The organism is Methylobacterium sp. XJLW (assembly GCF_003254375.1).
GTDB lineage: Bacteria > Pseudomonadota > Alphaproteobacteria > Rhizobiales > Beijerinckiaceae > Methylobacterium > Methylobacterium fujisawaense.
Genome location: NZ_CP016429.1, coordinates 5,137,501 through 5,161,109 on the forward strand (window position 1 = coordinate 5,137,501; position 23,609 = coordinate 5,161,109).

18 protein-coding genes, 2 tRNA genes and 2 rRNA genes (1 of these 22 running past the window's edge) are annotated in these 23,609 nt (G+C 70.8%); 5 read left to right on the forward strand and 17 right to left on the reverse strand.

All coding sequences use genetic code 11. The annotated features are described in order from the left end of the window. The 7 genes from A3862_RS23705 to metG all read right to left on the reverse strand — a co-directional run. Positions 1–89: ribosomal RNA gene (locus A3862_RS23705) — 23S ribosomal RNA — on the reverse strand (it extends 2,713 nt beyond the left edge of the window). Between the two features lie 325 nt (positions 90–414). Then, a tRNA-Ala gene (locus A3862_RS23710) sits at positions 415–490 on the reverse strand. 34 nt (positions 491–524) lie between these two features. Further along, a tRNA-Ile gene (locus A3862_RS23715) sits at positions 525–601 on the reverse strand. Between the two features lie 199 nt (positions 602–800). Continuing rightward, a 16S ribosomal RNA gene (locus tag A3862_RS23720) occupies positions 801–2,278 on the reverse strand. The 16S and 23S rRNA genes sit together here with 2 tRNA genes alongside, the layout of an rRNA operon. A gap of 643 nt (positions 2,279–2,921) precedes the next feature. After that, on the reverse strand, positions 2,922–3,725 hold the full coding sequence (locus tag A3862_RS23725) for an MBL fold metallo-hydrolase (RefSeq protein WP_043354553.1): 804 nt from the start codon (positions 3,723–3,725) through the stop codon (positions 2,922–2,924). A gap of 28 nt (positions 3,726–3,753) precedes the next feature. Further along, the gene (locus A3862_RS23730; protein WP_043756678.1) at positions 3,754–4,557 is read right to left on the reverse strand and encodes a TatD family hydrolase; all 804 of its coding nucleotides are present in this window, start codon (positions 4,555–4,557) and stop codon (positions 3,754–3,756) included. Positions 4,558–4,589: 32 nt separating this feature from the next. Continuing rightward, on the reverse strand, positions 4,590–6,167 hold the full coding sequence (gene metG, locus A3862_RS23735; RefSeq protein ID WP_043354549.1) for a methionine--tRNA ligase: 1,578 nt from the start codon (positions 6,165–6,167) through the stop codon (positions 4,590–4,592). Positions 6,168–6,397: 230 nt separating this feature from the next. Between metG and A3862_RS31655 the strand changes: the two genes are divergently transcribed. Continuing rightward, positions 6,398–6,616 (forward strand): hypothetical protein, encoded by a 219-nt coding sequence (locus A3862_RS31655; RefSeq protein WP_043756676.1) that lies wholly within the window; start codon positions 6,398–6,400, stop codon positions 6,614–6,616. 560 nt (positions 6,617–7,176) lie between these two features. Here A3862_RS31655 and A3862_RS23745 read toward each other — a convergent pair. From A3862_RS23745 to A3862_RS23770, 6 genes are all read right to left on the reverse strand, one after another. Next, positions 7,177–8,229 (reverse strand): DNA polymerase III subunit delta', encoded by a 1,053-nt coding sequence (locus tag A3862_RS23745; RefSeq protein WP_043756674.1) that lies wholly within the window; start codon positions 8,227–8,229, stop codon positions 7,177–7,179. Between the two features lie 383 nt (positions 8,230–8,612). Then, positions 8,613–9,335 carry a dTMP kinase gene (gene tmk / locus A3862_RS23750; RefSeq protein WP_100794081.1) on the reverse strand — a complete coding sequence of 241 codons (723 nt, stop codon included), beginning with the start codon at positions 9,333–9,335 and terminating at the stop codon, positions 8,613–8,615. Positions 9,336–9,345: 10 nt separating this feature from the next. After that, positions 9,346–10,590 (reverse strand): D-alanyl-D-alanine carboxypeptidase family protein, encoded by a 1,245-nt coding sequence (locus tag A3862_RS23755; RefSeq protein WP_043354561.1) that lies wholly within the window; start codon positions 10,588–10,590, stop codon positions 9,346–9,348. 172 nt (positions 10,591–10,762) lie between these two features. Further along, on the reverse strand, positions 10,763–12,076 hold the full coding sequence (locus A3862_RS23760) for a septal ring lytic transglycosylase RlpA family protein (protein ID WP_111474384.1): 1,314 nt from the start codon (positions 12,074–12,076) through the stop codon (positions 10,763–10,765). Between the two features lie 281 nt (positions 12,077–12,357). Beyond that, on the reverse strand, positions 12,358–12,696 hold the full coding sequence (locus tag A3862_RS23765) for a ribbon-helix-helix domain-containing protein (protein WP_043354543.1): 339 nt from the start codon (positions 12,694–12,696) through the stop codon (positions 12,358–12,360). Continuing rightward, positions 12,680–13,327 (reverse strand): ParA family protein, encoded by a 648-nt coding sequence (locus A3862_RS23770; protein WP_043354541.1) that lies wholly within the window; start codon positions 13,325–13,327, stop codon positions 12,680–12,682. The genes A3862_RS23765 and A3862_RS23770 overlap by 17 nt, the downstream gene beginning before the upstream one ends. 318 nt (positions 13,328–13,645) lie before the next feature. On the opposite strand from A3862_RS23770, the gene A3862_RS23775 reads away from it, so the two are divergent. Together A3862_RS23775 and A3862_RS23780 are read left to right on the forward strand one after the other, a co-directional pair. Continuing rightward, entirely contained in the window at positions 13,646–14,260 is a 615-nt protein-coding gene (locus A3862_RS23775) for a PAS domain-containing protein (protein ID WP_051044948.1), read from the forward strand. A 79-nt stretch (positions 14,261–14,339) separates the two neighbouring features. Next, positions 14,340–15,977: an acyl-CoA synthetase gene (locus A3862_RS23780; RefSeq protein WP_043756672.1), complete on the forward strand. Its 1,638-nt coding sequence runs from the start codon at positions 14,340–14,342 to the stop codon at positions 15,975–15,977. A gap of 56 nt (positions 15,978–16,033) precedes the next feature. Here A3862_RS23780 and A3862_RS23785 read toward each other — a convergent pair whose 3' ends face one another. Then, positions 16,034–16,219 (reverse strand): hypothetical protein, encoded by a 186-nt coding sequence (locus A3862_RS23785; protein ID WP_043354537.1) that lies wholly within the window; start codon positions 16,217–16,219, stop codon positions 16,034–16,036. A gap of 291 nt (positions 16,220–16,510) precedes the next feature. On the opposite strand from A3862_RS23785, the gene A3862_RS23790 reads away from it, so the two are divergent. Together A3862_RS23790 and A3862_RS23795 are read left to right on the forward strand one after the other, a co-directional pair. Continuing rightward, on the forward strand, positions 16,511–17,800 hold the full coding sequence (locus A3862_RS23790; protein WP_053609827.1) for an alpha/beta hydrolase: 1,290 nt from the start codon (positions 16,511–16,513) through the stop codon (positions 17,798–17,800). Positions 17,801–18,039: 239 nt separating this feature from the next. After that, a complete protein-coding gene (locus A3862_RS23795) occupies positions 18,040–20,316 on the forward strand; it encodes a TonB-dependent siderophore receptor (RefSeq protein WP_043354535.1) in 2,277 nt (758 codons plus the stop codon). Between the two features lie 117 nt (positions 20,317–20,433). Here A3862_RS23795 and A3862_RS23800 read toward each other — a convergent pair whose 3' ends face one another. Genes A3862_RS23800 through A3862_RS23810 form a run of 3 tightly spaced genes read right to left on the reverse strand, consistent with a single transcriptional unit; the run spans position 20,434 to position 23,575 of the window. Beyond that, positions 20,434–21,975 carry a PhnE/PtxC family ABC transporter permease gene (locus A3862_RS23800; protein WP_051976368.1) on the reverse strand — a complete coding sequence of 514 codons (1,542 nt, stop codon included), beginning with the start codon at positions 21,973–21,975 and terminating at the stop codon, positions 20,434–20,436. Then, positions 21,975–22,655 carry an ATP-binding cassette domain-containing protein gene (locus A3862_RS23805; protein WP_052083591.1) on the reverse strand — a complete coding sequence of 227 codons (681 nt, stop codon included), beginning with the start codon at positions 22,653–22,655 and terminating at the stop codon, positions 21,975–21,977. The genes A3862_RS23800 and A3862_RS23805 overlap by 1 nt, the downstream gene beginning before the upstream one ends. 5 nt (positions 22,656–22,660) lie before the next feature. Continuing rightward, a complete protein-coding gene (locus A3862_RS23810) occupies positions 22,661–23,575 on the reverse strand; it encodes a putative selenate ABC transporter substrate-binding protein (protein WP_111474031.1) in 915 nt (304 codons plus the stop codon). Positions 23,576–23,609 lie beyond the last annotated feature (34 nt).

A 23,609-nucleotide genomic window follows, 5' to 3' on the forward strand; every position in this document is an offset into this window, starting at 1 on the left:
CAGCTCCCCAAGGCTTATCGCAGCGTACCACGTCCTTCATCGCCTCTCAGCGCCAAGGCATCCACCGAATGCTCTTAAGGCACTTGATCGCTCTCGTGATCGATGTCCGTCGCTGATCCGACAGCCGTAAGGCTGGCCGATCAGCGCGACACGGTCACAAAAAGACCAGTGATCAGATCGTTTCCGACCCGATCACCGTATGCTTGCCGAACATGACCGCCGGGCAGACGCTTTCGCGCGCCTGACGGCCACATTCCCTCTTCACGATGTCACTGATTGTTTTCGCACACGGCAGCATCAACCGAACCTGTCGGTCCTCGCTGATCATTGCCGCGGCAAACGCAGTCTCCAGATAGCGGCCTCGACACACACCTTCGGGCGGCGGCCGTTTGCACGACGCCAAGTCCAAAAAGATGGTGGAGACAGACGGGATCGAACCGACGACCTCATGCTTGCAAAGCACGCGCTCTCCCAACTGAGCTATGTCCCCAAGGGGCATGCCAGCAGGTCGAACGTCCCGTCCATGGTGGGCCTGGGACGACTCGAACGTCCGACCTCACCCTTATCAGGGGTGCGCTCTAACCACCTGAGCTACAGGCCCAGTACGATCAAGCTGTCGCGAGACCAAACCGCAGCATCAGCCGCAGTCGGATCGCTTGAGCGATCGCGCTATCTGGTGAGGAAGAGAAACGAGGGCGGCATCTGTCCCGCCAATGGGCTCTGACTGAGCCCTGATATCCTAATGACGCCGTCCGAGGAGCGGACCGGAGAACCGGTCATCCTGCTGTCAGCATCCTTAGAAAGGAGGTGATCCAGCCGCAGGTTCCCCTACGGCTACCTTGTTACGACTTCACCCCAGTCGCTGACCCTACCGTGGTCGCCTGCCTCCTTGCGGTTGGCGCAGCGCCGTCGGGTAAGACCAACTCCCATGGTGTGACGGGCGGTGTGTACAAGGCCCGGGAACGTATTCACCGTGGCATGCTGATCCACGATTACTAGCGATTCCGCCTTCATGCACTCGAGTTGCAGAGTGCAATCCGAACTGAGACGGCTTTTGGGGATTTGCTCCAGATCGCTCCTTCGCGTCCCACTGTCACCGCCATTGTAGCACGTGTGTAGCCCATCCCGTAAGGGCCATGAGGACTTGACGTCATCCACACCTTCCTCGCGGCTTATCACCGGCAGTCTCCCTAGAGTGCCCAACTGAATGATGGCAACTAAGGACGTGGGTTGCGCTCGTTGCGGGACTTAACCCAACATCTCACGACACGAGCTGACGACAGCCATGCAGCACCTGTGTGCGCGCCACCGAAGTGGACCCCAAATCTCTCTGGGTAACACGCCATGTCAAAGGATGGTAAGGTTCTGCGCGTTGCTTCGAATTAAACCACATGCTCCACCGCTTGTGCGGGCCCCGTCAATTCCTTTGAGTTTTAATCTTGCGACCGTACTCCCAGGCGGAATGCTCAAAGCGTTAGCTGCGCTACTGCGGTGCAAGCACCCCAACAGCTGGCATTCATCGTTTACGGCGTGGACTACCAGGGTATCTAATCCTGTTTGCTCCCCACGCTTTCGCGCCTCAGCGTCAGTAATGGTCCAGTTGGCCGCCTTCGCCACCGGTGTTCTTGCGAATATCTACGAATTTCACCTCTACACTCGCAGTTCCACCAACCTCTACCATACTCAAGCGTCCCAGTATCGAAGGCCATTCTGTGGTTGAGCCACAGGCTTTCACCCCCGACTTAAAACGCCGCCTACGCGCCCTTTACGCCCAGTGATTCCGAGCAACGCTAGCCCCTTCGTATTACCGCGGCTGCTGGCACGAAGTTAGCCGGGGCTTATTCCTCCGGTACCGTCATTATCGTCCCGGATAAAAGAGCTTTACAACCCTAAGGCCTTCATCACTCACGCGGCATGGCTGGATCAGGCTTGCGCCCATTGTCCAATATTCCCCACTGCTGCCTCCCGTAGGAGTCTGGGCCGTGTCTCAGTCCCAGTGTGGCTGATCATCCTCTCAGACCAGCTACTGATCGTCGCCTTGGTAGGCCGTTACCCACCAACTAGCTAATCAGACGCGGGCCGATCTTCCGGCAGTAAACCTTTCCCCATAAGGGCGTATCCGGTATTAGCCCTAGTTTCCCAGGGTTATTCCGAACCGGAAGGCACGTTCCCACGCGTTACTCACCCGTCCGCCGCTGACCCGAAAGGTCCGCTCGACTTGCATGTGTTAAGCCTGCCGCCAGCGTTCGCTCTGAGCCAGGATCAAACTCTCACGTTGAAGAGATTGATCTGGCCGATCACGTATATTCTCAGACGGAGCCTCACATCGACCAAGCATCCAACGCTTCACAGCGCCAAACACCCGTCGGTGAGCTCAGAAAGAAGAACAACAGATCGGCACAAGTCTCTCACGCCAGACCCTAAGGCCTGGCCGCAAGGACAAACGCCGCCCGCGTCTCCCTTCCTCAATTCCAACTTGTCAAAGAGCGGCTCCGGTCACCCGAAGCCCGCGCCGGCAACAGACCGTCCGGGCTGACGCCCGAGGGACCCTTGCTCGACTGGAGGAACCGTGATACCGGACCGACTGTTCAGTGGTCCGCCTCAGCGGTGGAGGGCGTCTAGAGCCCGCCGATCTTCCTGTCAACCCCGCCTCGAAACCGCCGTAGCGGCCCTCCGCAGAGCCGGCATCTCGCAGAAAACAGAAGGCCGCCCGGCTAAACCCGCCGGCCAATCCCGCCGCTTGTCAGAAGATGCCTCAGCGCCCGGTCCACTTCCGCGGCCGGCGCCGATGAGCCGGGGTATAGGCCCACCGTTCCGGGCCGTCAACAGCCTTCTTCGCAGGGAAGTCGATTTTCTTGGACTCCGGCGACGACAGGCGTGTGACGGGCGATTCGCTCCTGCCTTCCCCCTGCCCGCCGTCCTCAGACGTCGAGGGTCAGGCTCATCCCGTCATAGGCGGGCGCGATACCCATGGGCAGGCGCGCCGCCAGGGTGCCGTAGTCGAGGTCGGTGTGGAGGTTGGTGAGCACCGCCTGGCGGGGCCGGACCGCTTCGATCAGGGCCAGCGCGTCCGAGACCGAGAAATGGGTCGGGTGCGGGGTGTCCCGCAGGGCATCGATGATCAGCAGGTCGAGACCGTGGAGCCGGGCCAGGGTCGCGTCCGGGATCAGGCTCACGTCGGGCATGTAGGCCGCATTGCCGAAGCGGAAGCCGAGGGCGGCCTCGTTGCCGTGCTCCACCGGGAGCGATGCCACGGTGATCGGGCCCCCCTCCCCCTCCAGGGTCAGGTCGCGGTCGGCGTCGAGGTCGCGCAGGTCGAGGATCGGCGGGTAAGCGCTTCCGGGGGGCGTCTCGAAGCAATAGCCGAACCGGGTCGTGAGCAGCGACCGGGTCAGGGCGTCCGCGTAGACCGGGATCCGTGCCCGCATGGCGATCACCAGCGGGCGCAGGTCGTCGATTCCGTGGGTGTGGTCGGCATGGGCGTGGGTGTAGAGCACCCCGTCCAGACGCCGGATGCCGGAATCCAGGAGCTGCTCGCGCAGATCGGGGGAGGTGTCGACCAGAAGCGTGGTCCGCCCGGCCCCGGATGCCCGCTCGACCAGGATCGAGCAGCGCCTCCGGCGGTTGCGTGGCTCCTCCGGATCGCAGGCACCCCAGCCGGTGCCGACCCGCGGCACCCCGCCGGAGGAGCCGCAGCCGAGGATCCGCAGGGTCAGGCGCGCCATCCGGATCTCCCGCTCCCGCCCGCTTCGGTCACGCGCCGCTGCGGGGCGTTGCGCCGGCCGCCTTGTCGAACAGGCTGAAAAAGTTCGCTGTGGTGATCCGGGCGAGGTCCTCGGCCGGCAGCCCGAGCGTCTCGGCGAGGGACCGGGCCGTGTCGGCCGTGTAGGCCGGCTCGTTGGTCCGCCCGCGATGGGGCTCGGGGGCGAGGAACGGCGCGTCGGTCTCCACCAGGATCCGATCCAGGGGCACGCTCCGGGCGATGTCGCGCAGATCGTGCGAGCGCCGGAAGGTGACGATGCCCGAGAAGGACACGAACAGCCCCAGCTCCACCCCGGCCTCCGCCAGCCGCTTCCCCGAGGAGAAGCAGTGCAGCACCGCCCGGAAGGGTTTGTGGCCCATCTCGTCGGAGAGCACCCGCTCCATGTGGTCGTCGGCGTCGCGGGCGTGGATCACCAGCGGCAGGCCGGACAGGCGCGCCGCCTCGATATGGGCGCGCAGCACCCGCTCCTGCACCGCCTCGGGGGCGGCGTCGGCGTAGTGGTAATCGAGCCCGGCCTCGCCGATCCCGACGCAGCGCGGGCTGGCCGCGGCGATCTCCGCGATCGCCCCGGCGGCGACGTCCGGCTCATCGGCGGCCCCGTGGGGATGGGTGCCGATCGTGTACCAGACCTCCGGATGAGCCTCGGCGATCGCCCGGTAGGTGTCGGCCTTGGCGACCCGGGTGGCGATGGTGAGCATGCCGGTGACGCCCGCGGCCTTCGCCCGGGCGATGACCCCGGGCAGGTCGGCGGCGAAATCCGGGAAGTCGAGATGGCAGTGGCTGTCAATGAGCATCGGGTCTCGGGGCCGTCGGGCGGCAAGATTCGTCAGGCGGACGGGGTCTCGGGGCGCTCGAAGCGCGGGAAGATCGGCGCGGGGGCGGCGAGCGCCGTGCCCGGCACGAGCCGGCCCCCCTCCCCCACGGCGGCGAGGCTGCGCCGGTCGGCCGGCACCGCCAGCAGGTCGAGGAGCTTGGCGGCCGCCCCCGGCACGAAGGGCTGGGTCAGGATGCCGAAGACGCGCAACGCCTCCAGCGTCGTGTAGAGCACGGCGTTCATCCGCGCCGGGTCGGACTTGCGCAGGCGCCAGGGCTCCTGGGCGGCGAAGTAGCGGTTCGCCTCCGCCACCACGGCCCAGATCTCGGCGAGGATGCTGTGCAGCGCGAGGTCGCCCATCAGGGTGCGGGCGCGCTCCGGCAGGGCATCGACCTGGGCGAGCAGGGCGCGGTCGGCCTCGTCCAGGCTGCCCGGATCCGGCACCGCACCGTCACAGTTCTTGGCCACCATCGAGAGCGAGCGCTGGGCGAGGTTGCCGAGGTCGTTGGCGAGATCGGCGTTGATCCGGCCGATGATCGCCTCGTGGCTGTAGCTGCCGTCGCCGCCGAACGGCACCTCGCGCAGCACGAAGTAGCGCACCGGGTCGACGCCGTAGGTGTCGGCAAGCTCGAACGGGTCGAGGACGTTGCCCAGCGACTTCGACATCTTCTCGCCCTTGGAGAGCAGGAAGCCGTGGCCGAAGACGCGCTTGGGCAGGGGCAGCCCGGCCGACATCAGGAAGGCCGGCCAGTAGACCGCGTGGAACCGGACGATGTCCTTGCCGATGATGTGCAGATCCATCGGCCAGAATTTTTTTCGCGGATCGGACTCGTCGGGGAAGCCGGTGACGGTGAGATAATTGGTGAGCGCATCGACCCACACGTACATGACGTGGCTCGGATGGCCGGGCACCGGCACGCCCCAGTCGAAATTGGTGCGGCTGACCGAGAGGTCCTTGAGGCCGGAGCGCACGAAGCTCGCCACCTCGTTCCGGCGGGTGTCCGGCCCGATGAAGTCGGGCTGGTCCGCGTAGAGCTGCAGCAGCCGGTCCTGATAGGCGGAGAGCCGGAACAGGAAATTCTCCTCCTCCATCCACACGACCGGCGTGTCGGTGGCGAGGCTGCGGCGGCTGCCGTCCTCCAGGAGCCGGGTCTCGGCCTCGTCGTAATAGGCCTCGTCGCGGACCGAGTACCAGCCGGCATATTTGTCGAGGTAGATGTCGCCGTTGGCCTCCATCCGCCGCCAGATCTCCTGGGCGGCGGCGGAATGGCCGGGCTCGGTGGTGCGGATGAAGCGGTCGTAGGCGCAGTCCAGCCGGTCGGCCATCGCCTGGAACCGGGCGGCGGTGCCGTCGACATACGCGCGCGGGGTGGTGCCGGCCCGGGTCGCGGCCTGCTGGATCTTCAGCCCGTGCTCGTCGGTCCCGGTGGAGAACAGCACGTCGTAGCCGTCGAGCCGGTGGAAGCGCGCGATGGCGTCGGCGGCGATCACCTCGTAGGCATGGCCGATATGGGGCGCGCCGTTGGGGTAGGAGATCGCGGTCGAGAGGCCGAAGGTTTTTTTCAGGGGCGCCGGGGCGTTGGACGTCACGTCTGTGGTGTTCCGGATGAGCGCGGGAAGCTGCCCGCGTTGTCGCGCGACCGGAGCCGGGACGCAACCGTCGCGGCCGGCAAGACCGGCGCTGCCGCGACGGCGGCCGGTCCGGGAGGCGGCCGTCGTCGACCGTCTCCGGACATGCGTCATAGTCCCCGCGCGCCGGTGGCGCCGGGGGCATGGCCCGGGAGCGAACACGAGGGACGCGGGACGCCGCGGGAACCCAGGTGTCGGCCAAAGTCGCGCGGGATCCGATCCCCGCGGCGCCCCGCGGCATCGACCGGGCGCCTGCCCCGGCCGGTGCCGTCTTTCTCGTCGCGGCGTCTCCAGCGCCCCGGTCCTGCGACTCCCTGTTCGCGGTCTCGGGCGAAGCCCAGGCACGCCGTGCCCGCACCTCCGGAACCCGCATCAGCGCCGTGGCCTTCCAGCCGCCCCCCGCCTCGTAGTGGGCGGGTCCGCAGGTCGCTCAGGGTCGGCCCAGAGGCGGGTCGGCGCGGGGCATTTCCTCGACCCCGCCGGGCAAACTGCCGCCCGGTCTCACGCCCGCTTCCGAGACACGCCCCGCACCGGTCCGCCGCCCGGGCGATGGCGGCTGAAAGCCACCGACGCGGGCGCCGCCCCGCCCCGGACCCGCCCGGTCAGCCACCGGGCGGGCCCCGAAGGACGCCCCGGGATCGCTCCCGGGCCGCCGCGGACAGGTGCGGTCAGGAAGCACAAAATAGGAACATTGTCAAGGTGCGGGCGGCGCGTCCGGGCGGTGATGCCCTGCGCCCATCGATCCGCGCGGTCATTCCGGGGTGCCGCAGACGAACCCGGACCCGGAGGGGTACGCCGGAGCCGGGCGACCCGGGAACACCGTCCGTGCGAGGCCGTGCCGCCTCGGCGTGTCTGGATCCCAGGCCCCGCCGGGCGGCCCCGGGACGACGGGATGCGGCGGCCTCACGCGGCGGCCTCACGCAGCGGCCTCTCACGGCGCCCATCGCCCGCGGCACCGCCGCGTCCGGCCCTACGCCACCTCGGCGAGGTCGCCGAACAGGGACAGCATCACCGGGCGCCGGTCGAGGTTGTAGATCGCCGCCTCCCGGGCGGCGCGGCCGAACCGGTCGGCGACCTCCACCAGGGCGGCGAGGCGGGCGGGGGGCTCGTCCCGGCGCCGGTCGATCTCAGCCGAGACGAAGCGCAGCACCGCGTCCTGGGCGGCCTCGAACCGCGCCTCCGCGTCGCGGCCCGCCAGGGTCTCGGCCAGCTTGAGCACCCGGCCCCAATCGGGCGTGCGCGCCCGCGCCAGCAGGGTCTCGATCTCGGCCACGAGGCCGGCGGTGACCGGATCGAGCATCGCCAGCGCCCGGGCGACCGAGCCCTCGCACTGGGCCAGCGCCCGGGCCAGGGCGGCCTCGTCGGGTTGCGGGAAGGGCTCGGGCAGGCCGCGCACCACCTGGGCGACCGCCGCGGGGGACAGCGGGCGCAGCATCAGGACCCGGCAACGGGAGCGGATGGTCGGGAGCAGCCGGCCGGGCTGGTGGGACAGGATCAGGAACAGCGCCCGGGGCGGGGGCTCCTCCAGGACCTTGAGCAGGGCGTTGGCGGCGTTGGCGTTGAGATCCTCGGCGCTGTCGAGGATGCAGACCCGCCAGCCGGAATCCGTGGCCGTCGAGGCGAAGAGGTCAAGGGCCCGGCGCACCATGTCGACCGAGATCTTGGTCGGCAGCGTCTTGGTGCCGGCGGTCCGGTGGCGGCGCAGGACCACCAGATTCGGGTGCGACAGGCCCGCCACCTTGCCGATGACGGCATCGTCCGCCGGCACGTCGAGGCCCGCCGGCCCGCCGCCCGCGGGATGGGCGAGCAGGCGGCGCGCGACCCGGTAGGCCAGCGTCGCCTTGCCGATGCCGGGGGCGCCGCCGATCAGCCAGGCATGGTGCAGGCGGCCCGCCGCGATCGCGGCCGCGAAGGCGTCGGCCGCCGCCCCGTGGCCGACGAGCCCGAGGGTCTCGCGCGGGCGCGGGATGCCCGACAGGTCTCCGGGCTCGACGTCGTCGGCGGCGCGGTCCACGGGTTTCATGCGAGCCTTCGCTCCTCTGGCGGTTCCGGCACCGCTGCGCTTCCGGAAGCCCACGGGCGGTGCCCAGCGCCCCCGAGAGCGCCCCTCGGAACGCCCCTGGGCCGGTCGCACCGGCCTCGCCCGGGCCTCACCGACCCACCCCGCGCCGGTCGCGCGCGGCCCTGCGTGCCGAGCCTGCGTGCCGAGAATGGGCCTCTCCGGCATTCTCGCGCGCGGAACAGGGCGAGCGGAGGTTCCACCGCCGACGCGCCCTGCACCCCGTGATCGTGCGCCGGCTCGACCTTGACGGGTCAGCGCCAGGGAGCGGCGGTTTCCATCCGGACGATAGCCCGGACGATAGCCCGAACGGGGCACGCCGCAAACCGGCCGCGGAGCGCCGCCGCTCACACCGCATCGCCGCTTCTGCCCGTCCCCTTCGGCCGGTCGGGCAGAAGCTCGGGCAGCCGGGACGCGACGACGGCCCGGATCGCCGCCTCGACCGCGTCGGGATCGCGGGACGCGTCGATCACCGCGCAGCGCTCCGGCTCGGCCCGGGCGATCGCCAGGAAGGCCTCCCGCAGCCGGATGTGGAAGTCGAGGGCCTCGGCCTCGAACCGGTCGGCCCCCTGCCCCGTCCCGGCGCCGCGCCCGGCCGCGCGGGCGAGGCCCGCCTCGGGGGCGAGGTCGAGGATCAGGGTGAGGTCGGGCCGGGTCGGGCCGACGACGACCCGCTCCAGGGCGTCCAGGATCCCGGGATCGAGGCCGCCTGCGGCGCCCTGATAGGCCCGGGTCGAGTCGATGAAGCGGTCGCACAGCACGATCTCGCCCCGGCGCAGGGCCGGACGGATCAAGCGGTCGAGGTGGTCGATCCGGGCGGCGCTGAACAGCAGGGCTTCCGCGAAGGGGCCGTAGGGCTTGGCGACGCCGTCGAGCAGGGCCGTGCGGATCTCCTCCGCCCGCGGCGAGCCGCCGGGCTCGCGCGTCACGCAGACGGCCCGGCCCGATTGCGCGCGCAGGGTCGCGGCGAGGCGGGCGATCTGGGTCGACTTGCCGGCCCCCTCCCCCCCCTCGAAGGTGAGGAAGGCGCCGCCCGCCTCCGCGGGATCCCGGAGCCGCAGCACGGTCACGCGCGCGCCGTCACGAGGGGTTGGCCGCCCCGGCAGCACCCTTGTCCGTCCCCTTGTCGCCACCCTTGTCGCCGCCCTTGCCGGCCCGGTCGAGGGCCTTGCGGACGAGGCCGGTGCCGAATTCCAGCGCCGCATCCATCGCCCGCTGCGACAGCGTGCCGGGCTCCACCGAGGCGCCGGCGTAGAGGGGCTGGTCGAGGGCGACCGTATCGCCGCGCTGGATGCGCAGGACGCCGACTCGCCGGCCCTCCTCCACGGGGGCGACGAGGGGCCCGGTATAGATCACCTTGGCGCTGACCCGGTCGCTGGAGCCGCGCGGCAGCAGGACCCGCACGGGCTTCTTCGCCACCAGCGGCACCGAGCCCGACTGGCCGCCATACACGGAGGCTTCGGCCACGGTCTCGCCCGGCGTGAAGACCTGCCGGGGCTCGAAGGCGCGGAAGCCCCATTCCATCAGCTTGCGCGACTCGGAGGCGCGGTCCCGGGCGCTCTTCAGCCCCGAGACCACCAGAACGAGCCGCTGGCCGTTCTGCACCGCCGAGCCCGTGAGCGCGTAGCCCGATTCCTCCAGGTAGCCGGTCTTGAGCCCGTCCGCGCCGATGTCGAGGGCGAGCAGCGGGTTGCGGTTCTGCTGGCGGATCTTGTTCCAGGTGAACTCCTTCTCGGAGAAGATCTTGTAGTAATCCGGGTAGGTGTCGATGATGTGCAGCGCGAGCTTGGCCATGTCCCGGGCCGTGACCTTCTGGTCGGGCGCCGCGTAGCCGGTGGCGTTGCGGAAGGTCGAGTTCGTCAGCCCGATCTCCTTGGCGCGCTGGTTCATCAGCCCCGCGAAGGCCTCCTCGGACCCGGCCATGTTCTCCGCGATGGTGATCGCCGCGTCGTTGCCCGACTGCACGATCAGGCCGCGCAGCAGGTCCGCCATCTTGATGCGGCTGTTGACCTGCGCGAACATCGACGAGCCGCCCCCGCCGGCGCCGCCGCGCTTCCACGCGTCCTCGGTGACGGTGAACTCCGTGTCCATGGAGAGGCGGCCGGATTTCAGCGCCTCGAACACGATGTCGGTGGTCATCAGCTTGGCCATGCTGGCCGGCGAGAACCGCTCGTCGGCGGCCTTCTCGAACAGGACCGAGCCGGAATCGGCGTCGATCAGGATCGCGTGCGGGGCCGCGGTCTGGAAGCTCTGTGCGGCGGCGGCGGCGAGGCCGGCGCCCAGGGCGCAGGCGGCCGCGAGGAGGGTGAGAAGGGGTCTGCGCATCACCGTTCCGTCCCACGCCTGCCGCCGGCCCGGAAGCATCCCGGCCGTATCCCAATAACAAGCGTGACCATATTACGGTTTCGGCGCCGGATCGAACGCGAAATGCCGCATCGGCGGCCGAGACCCGGCCGGGATCCGGCCGAGGCCCCGATGGCCGACGCCGCGGGCGGCGTCAGTAGATCCCGGCCAGGCGGGCGTGATGGGCGCCGGCAGGGGCGGCGATCCTGCTCGGTGACGCCTTGCCGGGCGCCGCGGACTTGGCAGGCGCTGCGGACTTGGCAGGCGCCGCCTTGGACGGCGCGGCCGCCGCGGGCTTGGCCGGCACGGCGGCGAGGCGTGCCATGGCGAGCTTGGCCGAAGCCGGCAGCGGCGCGGAGGGCGGCGCGGAGGGGCCCTTGGCGAGCTTCGTCGGGCCGGGCGCCGGAGCCCCCCGGCCGTGGACCTCGGCGAGCGCCGGACGGGCGGCCGAGCCGGGTTTCGAGGCGATTTTCCCGGCAGCGGCATGCCCAGGCGCCTGGGGCGCTCCCTGGGCGAGGGCCGGGTTGAGACCCGCGACCTTCAGGTTGCCGGCCCCGACGCCGCCACCCTTGGCGGCGGCGGTCTGGACGGGGGCGGGCCGGAACTCCCGCACCCGCGGGGCGGTGGGCTGCACGGCCGCCGGGACCGTCACGGCGGCGGAGGCCAGCATGATCGGCGCGCGCACCGGTGCCGTCCTCTCGGGCCGCGCGGCCGGGGTCTCGGCGGGCTCCGACGCGGAATCCTGGGCGGGACGGAAGGCCAGCGGCGCCGGGGCGGAGCGCGTGTAGCGCTCCGTGTCCTCGGTCGGGCCGAGATCGGCCATCATCACGGTCGAGCGGCCGGCCGGCCGGCCGTCGGTGCGCAGGCTGGCGAGCAGCTTGCGGTCGTCGCTGCCGGCCACCGAGGCCTTGCCGACATATTCGACGCGCACATGCGCGGTGCCCTTGCGGTGGAAGCCCAGGGCGTCGGCCGCCTCCTCCGACACGTCCATGACGCGCCCGGCATGGTAGGGGCCGCGGTCGTTGACGCGCACCACCATCGAGTAGCCGTTGTCGAGGTTCGTCACCCGGGCGTAGCTCGGCAGCGGCAGGGTGGGGTGGGCGGCGGCGATCGAGTGGCGGTCGAACACCTCGCCGTTGGCGGTCATGCGGCCGTGGAAGGCCGAGCCGTACCAGGAGGCGAGCCCCTCGCGCACGTAGCCGTTCGGATTCTCCTTCGGCACGTAGGTCTGGCCGGCGACCACGTAGGGCTTGCCGGTGTAGCGGCGGCCGCCGCCCTTCGGGATCACGTCGCCCTCGTTGTAGAGGCGCGGGCTCGCCTTGACCCCGTATTTCGGGTCGATACCGTTCCCGGCGGCGAGCTTCTGCTGGGGCGAGGTGGCGCAGTTGGCGGTGGCCAGGGCCACGCCCGAGACGGCCATGAGCCGCAGGGCGAGGCGCGCCGGCCGGGGAAGCGTCGTGCGCACCATCGTGGGGGTCACCAAACTCTACGCGTGGCCGGGGCCCGAACCGGACCGGATCCGGACGCGCCAAGAGGCCCGCGGCCGGGTCCACCCAGAATTGTAGGGATCGCGTAAAGGAAGCCTGAACGTTGCCGGAGGTCGGGGTTCAGGCGCTGCGCCCGACGGTGCCGGGCGGTTCGTGCGTGATCTCAGGATCGACGCATAAAAGGCTGTTCGAGAAGGGAAAAGGCGCTCCCGGAGGGCATCTCCCTCCCCGCCGCGGGGGAGGGAGGCGGAGCCGCCTGCCCTCAGCGGGACTGCGCGTCGGTCAGCTGCGCGATCGACTGGGCGCCGCGCTGCTTGAACAGCAGGTCGAGGCCCTCCAGAATCAGGGCGTGCATCTTGGTCCTCTCGGCGTAGGCGAGGTCGCGCAGCTGGTCGTAGACCGGCGGCTCCAGATAGACCGACATCTGGCGGGCCCGCTGCTTGAGCGTGGCCGCGGGCTTCGGCACCGGAGGCGCGAGGGTCAACGACACGATCTCGGCGCCCTGCGGCCGGACCGCCGGCGCGGATCGGGCGAGGGGCTTCACCTGCGGGCTCGCCGAGGCCACGATCGCCGCGAGGCTGAGCTTAGGCGGCTTGGACATGCTGACCCGTCCTCAGGGGCTGCGTGCGGCGCTCGATCCAGGACCAGAGGCGGCGGACCTCCCCGGCGGCCTGGCCCTTCGGGTTGAATTCGGTGACGCCCTGCCCGAGGCCGATCGCGTCCTGGTGGTCGGTGCGGGCGACGATGTTCACGTCGGGCAGGATGCCGAGCACCGCCAGCCCGTCCGCGGCGTCGCGGACCCGGTAGGAGCGCGGCGGGGTCTGGTTCAGCACGAAGGCGAACTTCTTCTCCAGCCGGTAGACGGCGGCCAGGGTCGGCTTGAACGCCCGCAGGTCCGCGGGGGTCGGCCGGCACGGGATGATGCACAGGTCCGCCGCGCGGATCGCCGACAGCGTGCCGGTGGAATCGACCCCCGGCGTGTCGATGAACACGTAATCGTAGGCGGATTCGCGCAGGCGCTCCATCACGGCGTCGATCTGGGTGGCGTCGATCTGCGCCACCTCGGGGCCGTCGGCGGTGCGGTGGTCGAGCCAGTCGGAGATCGTGGCCTGCCGGTCCATCTCCAGGATGCAGACCGTGTGGCCGGCTTCCCGGGCGGCCACCGCCAGGGAGATGCACAGCGTGCTCTTGCCGCTGCCGCCCTTCTGCGTGACGAAGGTGATCGCTTTCATCCTGGGCGTCCTCCAGAAGGCCCCGTGAATCCGTTCGGGCGCCCGCGACCGCCGGTCGCTGCGCCGTCTGGATCAACCTCAGGTATGGAATTTGCGGCGTGCCGCGATCCTGTGACCCAAGGATGTCCCAAGGCAGGTTGCGGCCGACATGGTTAACGACCCGTTAAGACGGCGCGTCGTTCCGAAGATCCCGGCCCAATGCGGCCACAGGCTATCCATCTAAACTTCAGGTTAAGATTCTTAGCATATAGAGAGTTAACAGCCTTTCCAGCGGCGCTCGGATACCGTAGCGTGAGTGCGGGTGAGACGAGGAGTCCGATGGGGGTGAAAACCTCAAGTTTAAAAGCGGGTGTCGCCCCGGCGCGGACTGGCGCGGCCGAAGCCCCGATCCCGCAAGCCGTTCTGGAAGCCTCCGGCGTCGTGGGCACCTGGGCCCACGATTACTGGGCGGGGCAGCTGGCGCTCTCGGCCACCTTCGCGGATCTGCTCGGCCTCGACCCCGAGGCCGCCGCCGGCGGGGTGTCCCTCGAGGTGTTCCTCGATCACACCCATCCCGAGGACCGCATCCGGATCGAGAGCTACCTGCACGCGATGGCCGAGACCGGCGGTCCGGTCGAGGCGGAGTTCCGCACCCGCGACACGCGCACCGGGATCCGCACGCTGCTGATGCGCGGCCGGATCGAGCGGGACCCCGCCGGCGGGGCGACCCGGGGGCGCGGCATCGCCATCGACCGCACCGAGGAGCAGGCCGCCAATCTCGTGCAGAGCGAGCGGGTGGTGAACCGGATGGCCGAGCACATCATCGCCCTGCGCGACCTCGCCCGCGCCCTGCACCGGCCGACCCTCACCGACCGGATCGAGCACCTGATGATCGAGATCGGCTTCGAACTCGCCCGCTTCCTGCCCGAGCCCGAGGACGAGCCCCGCCACTGAGGATGCCCGCGCCCGCCCGATTGATCGCGCCCGTCCCGGCAAGCTACGGTCCCGGCAACATTTTGCCGGGAGGACGGGGATGGCCCGCGACACGATTTACGACCGCGACCTCGACCGCGTCCCGGCCAACCACCAGCCGCTGACCCCCCTGCTCTACCTGGACCGGGCCGCGCGGGTGTTTCCCGAGCACGTGGCGGTGGTCCATGGCCCCCTGCGGCGCTCCTACCGGGACCTCTACGCCCGGGCGCGCCGCCTCGCCTCGGCGCTGGCGGCGCGCGGGATCGGCCGGGGCGACACCGTGGCGGCGCTGCTGGCCAACACCCCCGAGATGATCGAGTGCCACTACGGCGTGCCGATGACCGGGGCGGTGCTCAACACCCTCAACACCCGCCTCGACGCCGGCGCGATCCGCTTCTGCCTGGAACACGGCGAGGCCGCGGTGCTGATCACCGACCGCGAATTTTCCCGCACGGCCGCCGCGGCGCTGGAGGGGCTGGAGACCAAGCCGTTCGTGATCGACGTGGACGATCCCGAATACGATGGCCCCGGCGCCCGCCTCGGCGAGACCGACTACGAATCGTTTCTGGCCGGCGGCAACCCGGAGCACGACTGGCGTCTCCCGGACGACGAGTGGGACGCGATCGCCCTGAACTACACGTCGGGCACCACGGGCGACCCGAAGGGCGTGGTCTACCACCACCGGGGGGCGGCGCTGCTGGCGCTCGGCAACGTCATCACGGGCGGGCTCGGCCAGCACCCGGTCTATCTCTGGACCCTGCCGATGTTCCACTGCAACGGCTGGTGCTTCCCCTGGACCCTGTCGGTGGTGGCCGGCACCCATGTCTGCCTGCGCCAGGTCCGGGCGGAGGCCATGTACCGGCTGATGGACGAGCACGGGGTCACGCATCTCTGCGGGGCGCCGATCGTGATGCAGATGCTGATCAACGCCTCCGATGCCGAGCGCCGCGACCTGCACAAGCGCGTCGCGTTCTTCACCGCCGCCGCGCCGCCGCCGGAGGCGGTGCTCGCCGGCATGTCGGAGGCCGGGTTCGACGTGACCCACCTGTACGGCCTGACCGAGAGCTACGGGCCGGCGGTTGTGAATGCCTGGCACGGCGACTGGGACGCCCTCGCGGCCGACCAGCGGGCGGCCAAGAAGGCGCGCCAGGGCGTCCGCTATCCGGTGCTCGAGGCCCTCGACGTCCGCGACCCTGAGACGATGGAGCCGGTGCCCGCCGACGGGGCCACGATCGGCGAGGTGATGATGCGCGGCAACGTGGTGATGCGCGGCTACCTCAAGAATCCCGCCGCCACGCAGGCCGCCTTCAAGGGCGGCTGGTTCCGCACCGGCGACCTCGGGGTGAAGCACCCGGACGGCTACGTGCAGCTCAAGGACCGCTCGAAGGACATCATCATCTCGGGGGGCGAGAACATCTCGTCGATCGAGGTTGAGGACGCCCTGTTCAAGCACCCGGCGGTGGCCGCCGCGGCGGTGGTGGCCAAGCCCGATGCGAGATGGGGCGAGACCCCCTGCGCCTTCGTGGAGCTGAAGCCCGGCGCATCCCCCAGTGCCGACGAGCTGATCCAATGGTGCCGGGGGCGGCTGGCCTCCTACAAGCTCCCCCGCCACGTGGTGTTCGGCGAATTGCCCAAGACCTCCACCGGCAAGGTGCAGAAGTTCATCCTGCGCGAGCGGGCCCGGCAGGAGGGGACCTGACCGGCATCCGTCAGAAGATCCCGGCGGACGGGGCTGACGCCGCCCGCTCGGACCGATCAGGCCTGCGGCGGAATCCGGCGGTCGACGCGGACCGGGACCGGCACCGCCCTGGGGGCGGACCCGGCGTCGCGGAGGTCCGCGAGGATCTGAGCGACGAAGGCCTGGAGCGACACCAGGCTGAACAGGCTGATGGCGGCGACCAGGGCGGCGGAAACCAGGGTCTTGGCGGTTGCGGGATCCACGGCTGGAGTCCTTGGCTTTGCCCCGCCGCGGGTGATCCGGGCGAGGGGCGCGCGTAGCGGCGCCGATGCGATCCCAAGGTGGGCGTGCCACCCGCGCCGCGCCAGCACCGCCGCGGGCGCGCCTGGCATGCGCCGGGGGCCGGGCTCGGCCGCGATCCGGTTGCCGTGACGCTTCGCCCGACCCCGCTGCGGACATCGCGGGCGGGATGGTGCAGCTTTCCCGGCTGGCCGAACGTTGCGTTTCCCGCAATAAGCGCCCGCGCGGAGTGGCGCGCATCCGGGAGAGACGGCATGGCCGGCAACGGCATCGCGAACGGCGCCCGCGCGGCGCTGCTCGCCGTTCAGGGGCTGAGCCTGTCTGCCGGGTTGGCCGCCGGGTTGGCGGCGGGGCCGGCCCGGGCCCAGGGCCCTGTCCCGGCCCAGCCGCCGGCGCAGGCCGCCGCCCCCCAGAGCGTGGCGCCCGCCTCCGCCCCGGCGGGACCGTCCGAGCCGGTGACGCGCGCCGGCTATTTCTACATCGGCGGCCGCTACCAGAAGCTCGGCGACAAGACCGTGATGGTCGGCCAGATGTTCGTGCAGTCGCGCAGCCCGGCCCGGATCACGCAAGCCTACCCGGTGGTGATGGTCCACGGCCTCGCCCAGACCGGCGTGAACTACCTCGCCACCGCGGATGGCCGCCCGGGCTGGGTGCAGCGCTTCGTCGAGAAGGGCTACCCGGTCTACGTGGTCGACCAGGTCGGGCGCGGGCGCTCGGGCACCAACCCGGAGGTCTACGGCCCCTACGACCGGCTCGGCACCCGGAGCCTGGAGCGCACCCACACGGCCCCGGAGGTCTACGACCTGTACCCGCAGGCCAAGCTCCACACCCGCTGGCCGGGCGGGGCGGGCGTGCCGGGCAACGCCGCCTTCGATCAGTTCTTCGCCAGCCAAGTCCCCTTCCTCGCCAACAGCCAGCAGACCGAGGAGCTGGTCGATCCCGCCCTGCTGGCCCTGCTGGAGAAGATCGGTCCGGCGATCCTGATCACCCACGGCCAGGCGGCCCTGTTCGGCTGGGCCGCCTCGGATGCGCGGCCGGACCTCGTCAAGGCGCATGTCGCCGTCGAGCCGAACGGCCCGCCCTTCTTCGACGTGCAGTTCCGCGGCGGCAAGGAGTTCTGGGAGAAGACCGGGGACGGGCGCGCCCGGGCCTACGGCCTGACCCGCATGCCGCTGACCTTCGATCCCCCGGTCAAGGCCCCCGAGGACCTGATCGTGGCGCAGCAGGCCAAAGGGTCCGACGCCAAGGGGGGCGATCCGAAGGGGGGCGACGGGCGGATCCGCTGCTGGCTGCAGGGCGAGCCCGTCCGGGCCCTGCCGAACCTCGCGAAGGTGCCGACCGTGGTGGTGACCGCGGAGGCCTCGTTCCACGCCACCTACGACGAGTGCACCATCGCCTTCCTGACCCAGGCCGGCGCCAAGCCCGACGTGGTCCGGCTGGCCGATCAGGGCCTCCACGGCAACGGCCACATGATGATGCTGGAGACGAACAGCGACGCCGTGGCGGACGTCCTGGCCGGCTGGATCGCGGGCCGCGTGAAGTAGCCCCGGGCCGCCGGGCCGCGGGCCCGGTCGCTGCACCACCGATACGTGTTGAAATGGCAACAGCCCTCGTCTTCCGCGCGAAGGCTGCTTGCGGCCGCGCCCGGCTGCCCGTAGTCCGGGGCTGGAAAGATCAAGTATTACAGTAGTTTATCACGATTCTAAACAGCGCGGCCGACACGTCGGGGGCGAATCCGGCGAACGCGGCCGGCTGCCCGCAGCGTCGCATCCGGCAAGAGATCATGAGAGCCGCCCACCCCCTCCCCGGCGCCACGGGCATCGTCCGGCGCGTCACCCTGCGCACCCTCCTCGCCGGCGCCTCCCTGGCCGTCCTGGCGCAGGCCGCGCCGGGCCCGGCCCGCGCGCAGGACGCGGGGCCGCGCCGCGGTGCCGCCGCGTCGCCGGCCGGCAGCAGCGTGCAGCTCGAGGAGCTCAGCGTGGAGAGCCAGGGCGGCGGCGGGCCGGCCTCCGCGGTCCGCGCCGGGGCGCCCGCGCGCGCCGTGGAGAGCCCGACCGGCCCGATCGACGGCTACGTGGCCCGGCGCTCGGCCACCGCCACCAAGACCAACACCCCGCTGATCGAGACCCCGCAATCGATCACCGTCGTGGGCCGTCAGCAGATCGACACGCAGAACGCCCAGACCCTGCAGCAGGCGACCCAGTACGTGGCCGGCACCTATGCGGGCACCTTCGGCGCGGATTCGCGCCTCGACTATTTCCAGCTGCGCGGCTTCGTGGCGAGCGATTACGGCCTCTACCGCGACGGCCTGCAGCTCCTGAACTACGGATTCGCGTATTACCGGGTCAACACCTACGGGCTGGAGCGCGTCGAGGTGCTGCGCGGCCCCGCCGCGGTGCTGTTCGGCGCCGGCAATCCCGGCGGCCTGATCAACCAGGTCACCAAGCGCCCGACCGAGACGCCGTTCGGCTCCATCGAGGTCGGCGGCGGCTCCTTCGACCAGCGCTACGCCGCCTTCGACGTCGGCGGCCCGGCGGATCGGGAGGGCCACTGGTTCACCCGCCTGACTGGCTACGCCCGCAACGGCGGCACCCAGGTCCAGGGGGCGCCGGACGACAGCTACTACATCGCCCCGGCCTTCACCTATAAGCCGGACGGCGCGACCCGGCTCACGATCCTGTCGAGCTTCCAGCGCGACAACTCCGCCGTGACCTCGAACTTCCTGCCCTATTACGGGACGGTGAAGCCGACCGCGCTGGGCCTGCGCATCCCGCGCGCGCTCAACGTCGGCGATGCCGGCTTCAACACCTTCCGGCGCGACCAGGCCTTCATCGGCTACGAGTTCGAGCACGCCTTTGACGAGACCTGGACGGTCCGCCAGAACGCCCGCTACGCCTTCGCGGAGAGCTACCAGAACTCCTATATCGGCCAGCTCGGCTACGCCGATCCGCAGCAGACGCAGCTCGCCCGCTACCTGTTCCGGGACCACGCCAAGGTCGCCCAGCTCGACGTCGACACCCAGGCCGAGGCGCAGTTCTCCGACGGCTTCTTCCGGCACGACTTCCTGATGGGCGTGGAGTACCGGAACTTCCAGATCCACGACAACCAGGCCTCGGGCTTCCCGGCCCCGAACCTGAACATCCTCGCGCCGGTCTACGGTCCGCAGACGGTCTCCGCCTCGCCGTACCTGATCAACGCCGACTCGTTCCAGCAGGTCGGGCTCTACTTCCAGGACCAGATCAAGCTCACGCCGGAGCTGAGCCTGATCCTCGGCGGCCGGCAGGACTTCGTCGACAACCGGGTCTACGACCGCCTGACCCCCGCCAACAGCAACGGCCGCAACGACAGCGCCTTCACCTACCGGGCGGCGGCGATCTACAACTTCGACTTCGGCCTCGCGCCGTACGTGATGTACTCGACCTCGTTCCAGCCGCTGATCGGCACGGACATCAACAGCCAGACCTTCAAGCCGGAGACGGGCGACCAGATCGAGGGCGGCGTCAAGTTCGAGCCGCCGGGCCAGGGCTACTTCCTGACCTTCGCGGGCTTCGACATCCACCGCAACAACGTGCTGACGCCGAATCCGGCGAACACGCTGTTCCAGAGCCAGCTCGGCGCGGTGCGCTCCACCGGCTTCGAGGCGCAGCTGGTGGCCAACCTGTTCGACGGCCTCAACGTCGTCGGCTCCTTCACGGTCTTCGGGATCAACACCGTGCGGGGCACCGTCGACCAGCTCGGGCGCGTGCCGGTCAACACCCCCGAAAACCTCGCCAACCTGTTCTTCGACTACACGATTCCGACCGGCGACTGGCGCGGCTTCGGCTTCGGCGGCGGCGTGCGCTACATCGGCCGCTCCTTCGCCGACGTCGGCAACACCCTGCGCCTGCCGGACTACGTGCTGTTCGACGCGCAGGTGCACTACGATTACGAGAACTGGCGCTTCCAGGTGAACGCCACGAACCTCGCCGACCGGCGCTTCGTCTCCTCCTGCCAGGCGCAGAATTCCTGCTTCTACGGCGATGCCCGGCGGGTGCTGGCGAAGATCAGCTACAAGTGGTGAGGCGGGGCGCCCGGGTTTCACGGTCCCGGTCCGGCGCAGGCTCCGGGCGACCCGGGTTCGGTTCGCGCCGCGGATCGCCGGCCGGCGCCCCGTCCGGGCCGGCGTCACCGATCCCGCTCAGGTCGGCTCCGCCCCGGTGATCGGCTGCGGCCCGGAGAGCCGGGTCGGCAGGGCGTCGATCCGCAGGGACCGGCGCAGGGCCCGGGAGAGGGCGTCGACCGCCACCGTCACCAGGGCGGTGGCGGCGATCAGCACCACGGCCACGTCGAGGCGCAGCTCTGAGATCGCCGCGTCGACGTAGAAGCCCAGCGTCGTGACCCCCAGGATGCCGAAGATCGCGCTCTCCCGCAGGATCAGCTCCCAGCGGTAGAGCAGGTAGGCCAGGAACTGGCCGTAGAGGCGCGGCACGGTCTCGTAGGCGTAGAGATCGAGGCCCCGGGGCGCGTCGGCCCGGTAGGGGATCGCGTCGGCGTGGCGGCCCATCAGGTAGGCGACGATCCCGGCATTGTGCAGCGAAAGCGCCAGGATCGCCGGCAGCATCGAGGGGCCCAGGAGCTGCAGGCCGAGATAGGCGAGCACGTATTCCGGCGTGGAGCGCACCACCACCAGAAGCACCCGCCCGAGGGGCCGCCCGACCGGGCCGGCGAAGCGCCGCGCGGTCAGCGGGAACAGGACCAGCGCCCCGAGGGCGGTGGCCACCAGCGCGATCTGCGCCAGGATCAGGGTCTGCGCGGTGCCGGGCAGGATCTGCCCGGCGAGGATCGGGCGCAGCCACGACCAGAGCCGGACCCAGGTCTCGGGCTCGGCGAGGGCGGCGTCCCGGAGCGGCGCCGGCACGATGTCGTGGCCGAGGAAGCGCGCGAGGCTCGGGCCGATCGCCGCGCTGCCGACGGTGGGCGGCAGCGCCAGCACGGATCCGACGAGGAGGAGAGGCAGCGTCCGGGCCCGCACCCAGAGCCGCCGCGTGCCGATCAGCGCGTAGAAGATCAGGAGCAGCGCCCCGGCTTCCGCATAGCGGCCCTGGCGGAAGGCGGATTCGAAGGCAAAGCCCATGGTCGGCAGTCCGATGAAGCCGAGCACGAGGCTGGAGCGCAGGCCGCATTCCAGGCGATAGAGGGTGTAGTCGCGCATCCGCCCGGCCACCTCGGGCAGGCGGGCGTACAGGAAGGCCGAGACCGCGCCGGTGCCCGCGGGCAGGACCCGGACGGCCGCGAGGTCGGCCTCCTCGATCAGCTCGGCATAGACCTTGGCGCAGATCCCCGCATAGGGCAGCGCGATGGCGAGCACGCCGGTGGTCGCCGAGAGCCCGAAGACCTGCATCAGCAGCAGGGCCCAGAACAGCTCGTGGACGGCGCGGACGCCCGCGCAGGCGAGCCGGACCGTGCGCGAGCGGGCGAAGGGGATCGCCAGCAGCAGCCCCGTCCCGGCGCCGAGCCCGACGCCGAGCATCGCGAAGGCGACGGTGTAGACGACGCTCCAGCCCTCCACCGCGGGGAAATCGGGCCGGATCAGGCCGCCGAGGAGGCGGGCGAGGTCGGCCAAGGGGTGGAGCGTCGTGACCTGCAGGTCCGCCACCAGCAGGCCGGCGAGCGCCGCGGCCAGGAACCAGCGGCTCACCGCCGCGTAGCCGGGCCGCGGCAGGAAGGCGGGGCTGCGCATCAGGCGGCCGCGTAGAACGGGCTGAGCCGCGCCGGATCGAGGCCCGCCGACGGGGCGTCGAGGACGATCCGGCCGGCCTCCAGCACCACGATCCGGTCGGTCTGGGCGAGGGCCAGGGCCACGTCGTGCAGCGCCAGGATCAGGGTCTCGTGGCTGCGGGCCAGCTCGGTGAGGATCCGCGCGCCCTGCTGGCGGTCGAGCGCCGAGACCGGCTCGTCCCCGACCAGGATCGGCCGGCCGTTGTAGAGGGCGCGGGCCACGGAGACGCGCTGCTGCTGGCCGCCGGAGAGTTCGCCGGCCCGGGCCCAGAGCCGGTCCGCGAGCCCGACCCGGTCGAGGACCGCTTCCACCGCGGCGACGTCCGCCCGGGCCGGCCGGACCAGGGTGCGCAGGTTGTGCAGGGTCGAGCGCCGGTCGAGGCGGCCCATATAGACATTGTGGAACACCGAGAGCGGCCGCACGAGGGCGGCGGCCTGGGGCACCAGCGCCACCTGCTCGGGCGCCTGGGCGTGGATCAGGCCGATCAGGGTCGACTTGCCCGCCCCGGAGCGGCCCATCAGCGCGACGCGCTCCCCCGCCCGCACGGTCAGGTCGAGGCCCGAAAGCACCGGACGCCCGCCATAGGATGCGGAGGCGTTCCGGAGGACGATGGCCGCCCGGGCTTGCGCGCCGCTCGCCACGGACGTCAGTCCAGCAGGCCGGTGGAGCGTCCGACCGCGACGAGGGGCTCGTAGGCGGCGTTGGTCACGGGGATGAACTTCGAGCGCCCGAACGGCTCCAGGATCGCCGGGTCGGTGATGCCGACGAGCGCCCCCCGCAGCCTTTCGGTGAAGCCGGCGCCGTAGGTCTGCTCCACGTCGCCCCGCACGGTCCACTGGTAGTCGGGGAAGGCCGGGCTCTCCCAGATCACCGAGACCGCCTGTCGGTCGACCTTGCCGGCCTTCGCGTCGAGGTCCCAGACCGAGTAGTCGACGGCGCCCACCGCGAAGGCGCCGGACTGGACCAGCTGGATGGTGCGGCTGTGATCCCCCGAGAAGCCGACCCGGGCAAAGACCTGCTCGGGGCTCTGCCCCGGGAAGGCCTGCCGGATGAAATACTCGGGCATCAGCCGCCCGGAGGTCGAGGCGCGGGCGCCGAACGTGAAGGTCTTGCCCGCGATGTCCTTCGGGAAGGCCTTGTCGGGCTTCAGCCCCGTGGCGGCGTTGGCGATGAGGTAGGTCTTGAACGCCGCGTCCTCGGCGCCCTGCGCGATCGCCTGGGCGCCCGGCACGGCCTTGCGCGCCTGGACGCCCGTGAAGCCGCCGAACCACGCGAGCTGCACCTGCCCGTTGGTGAAGGCGGTGACCGCCGCCGGGTAGCTCTTCACCGGGATGTAGCGCACCGGCACGCCGAGCTTGGCCTCCAGATAGGCGGCGACCTTGCCGAAGCGCTCGACCAGGCGGCTCTCGTCCTGATCGGGGATGCCGGTGAACACGAGGGGCGGGAGCGCCTTCGGGGCTGCCGTCTCCTGCGCCCGCACCGGCCCGGCGCCGGCCAGGGCCGCCAGGGCTCCCAGGGCGAGCCGCCCCAACCATCCCGATTCCCGCTTCGATCCCAGCATCGTTTCCTCGTGGCACCGTGCCCACGCACGGTGG

What these genes read in the sequence shown, in the direction of transcription:
- A3862_RS23725 (WP_043354553.1), bottom strand. Translation starts at nt 3,725, where the DNA reads ATGGCGCGCCTGACCCTGCGGATCCTCGGCTGCGGCTCCTCCGGCGGG.
- A3862_RS23730 (WP_043756678.1), bottom strand. Translation starts at nt 4,557, where the DNA reads ATGCTCATTGACAGCCACTGCCATCTCGACTTCCCGGATTTCGCCGCC.
- A3862_RS23745 (WP_043756674.1), bottom strand. Translation starts at nt 8,229, where the DNA reads ATGAAACCCGTGGACCGCGCCGCCGACGACGTCGAGCCCGGAGACCTG.
- A3862_RS23755 (WP_043354561.1), bottom strand. Translation starts at nt 10,590, where the DNA reads ATGCGCAGACCCCTTCTCACCCTCCTCGCGGCCGCCTGCGCCCTGGGC.
- A3862_RS23760 (WP_111474384.1), bottom strand. Translation starts at nt 12,076, where the DNA reads ATGGTGCGCACGACGCTTCCCCGGCCGGCGCGCCTCGCCCTGCGGCTC.
- A3862_RS23765 (WP_043354543.1), bottom strand. Translation starts at nt 12,696, where the DNA reads ATGTCCAAGCCGCCTAAGCTCAGCCTCGCGGCGATCGTGGCCTCGGCG.
- A3862_RS23770 (WP_043354541.1), bottom strand. Translation starts at nt 13,327, where the DNA reads ATGAAAGCGATCACCTTCGTCACGCAGAAGGGCGGCAGCGGCAAGAGC.
- A3862_RS23775 (WP_051044948.1), top strand. Translation starts at nt 13,646, where the DNA reads ATGGGGGTGAAAACCTCAAGTTTAAAAGCGGGTGTCGCCCCGGCGCGG.
- A3862_RS23780 (WP_043756672.1), top strand. Translation starts at nt 14,340, where the DNA reads ATGGCCCGCGACACGATTTACGACCGCGACCTCGACCGCGTCCCGGCC.
- A3862_RS23790 (WP_053609827.1), top strand. Translation starts at nt 16,511, where the DNA reads ATGGCCGGCAACGGCATCGCGAACGGCGCCCGCGCGGCGCTGCTCGCC.
- A3862_RS23795 (WP_043354535.1), top strand. Translation starts at nt 18,040, where the DNA reads ATGAGAGCCGCCCACCCCCTCCCCGGCGCCACGGGCATCGTCCGGCGC.
- A3862_RS23800 (WP_051976368.1), bottom strand. Translation starts at nt 21,975, where the DNA reads ATGCGCAGCCCCGCCTTCCTGCCGCGGCCCGGCTACGCGGCGGTGAGC.
- A3862_RS23810 (WP_111474031.1), bottom strand. Translation starts at nt 23,575, where the DNA reads ATGCTGGGATCGAAGCGGGAATCGGGATGGTTGGGGCGGCTCGCCCTG.